Origin of the sequence: Streptomyces sp. HSW2009, assembly GCF_040240285.1 — a bacterium.
Lineage (GTDB): Bacteria > Actinomycetota > Actinomycetes > Streptomycetales > Streptomycetaceae > Streptomyces.
Window position 1 is genome coordinate 1 of record NZ_JBEHZD010000992.1, and the last position, 1,404, is coordinate 1,404.

Below are 1,404 nucleotides of genomic sequence, written 5' to 3' on the forward strand. Positions count from 1 at the left end.
GGGTGGGGCGGCGCGCCCCCCCCCCCCCCCCCCGCGGGGGGCGCCGCCCCCCCCCGGGGGGGGCGCCGGGGCGGGGGCGGGGCGCCGCGCCCCCCCCCGCGGCCGGGGGCCGCGGTGGAACTTGACCGATTCCCCGTGCGTCGCCTCCGGAGCGCCACCCGCGCACGGCTGCGGCAGGGGTAGTACGTCCGGCGTACGCGGTGGCGCGGGCGCGCCGTCGGTTCACGGCCGGCCCGCGACGCCGACCTCCTCCCCCGCCGGCACCGGCCCCGGCGGGGTGCCGTCGCCGAACGGCCGGCCGCCGAGGCGCTCCCGGTGGTGCGGGGTCAACCAGTCGGCGAGGTCGGGGCCGACGGCGACGATGCGGGTGGGGTTGATGCCGGTGTGGACCTGGTAGTAGTGGCGCTTGATGTGGTCGAAGTCCACCGTGTCGCCGAACCCGGGGGTTTGGAACAGGTCGCGTGCGTAGGCCCACAGCACGGGGTCCTCGGCCAGTTTCCACCGGTTGCACTTGAAGTGGCCGTGGTAGACCACGTCGAACCTGACCAGGGTGGTGAAGAGGCGGATGTCGGCCTCGGTGAGGGTGTCCCCCATCAGATAGCGGTGGTCGGTGAGCCGTTGCGCGATCCGTTCCCAGCAGCGGAACAGGGCCAGACAGGCGCGTTCGTACTCCGCCTGCTCGGTGGCGAAGCCGGCCTTGTAGACGCCGTTGTTGAGGTCGCGCCCGATGGTGGCCATCAGTTCGTCCATCGCGTCCCGCTGGTCGGCGGGGTAGAGGTCGGGGGCGCCGGGCCGGTGCAGGGCGCGCCACTCGGTGGCCAGGTCGAGTGTGAGTTGCTGGTAGTCGTTGGTGACCAGGCGTCCGCTGGCCACGTCGACGACCGCGGGCACGCTCACGCCGCCCGGGTAGTCGCGTTCGCGGGCGTCGTACGCCTCGCTCAGGTAGCGGATGCCGAGCACCGGGTCGCGCCCGTCCGGGTCCAGCGTGAAGCGCCAGCTCCGGTCGTCCTGGATGGGGTCGACGATCGCCATCGGAAGGGCTTCTTCGAGGCCGAGCAGACGGCGGGAGATCACCGCCCTGCTGGCCCACGGGCAGGCACGGCTGGCGACCAGCCGGTAGCGGCCCGCCGCGACGGGCCAGCCGTCGGTCCCGTCGGCGGTGATGCGGTCGGTGAAGTGGCTCGCCGAACGGCGGAAGGGCTTCCTGCCGTACGCGGTGTTGCCCGGCTCGGTTTCGGTTTGGCCCATCACGCCCTCCTCGTCGGTCGGCCCGTCATCGGGCCACTGACCCGTACCGGGGCCCGGGCCGGGGCGGGGGGGGGGCGGCGGGGGGCCCCCCCCCCCCCCCCCCCGCGGGCGCCCCCCCCCGCGGTGGGCCCCCGCGGAGGGGGGGGGGGCGCCCGC

At 75.9% G+C, this 1,404-nt stretch carries 1 protein-coding gene; it reads right to left on the reverse strand.

The window, feature by feature from the left end:
* Positions 1 to 222: 222 nt before the first annotated feature.
* Complete coding sequence (locus AAHZ94_RS34105; protein WP_349997561.1) at positions 223 to 1,248, reverse strand: glutathione S-transferase family protein; 1,026 nt, start codon at positions 1,246 to 1,248, stop codon at positions 223 to 225.
* Positions 1,249 to 1,404 lie beyond the last annotated feature (156 nt).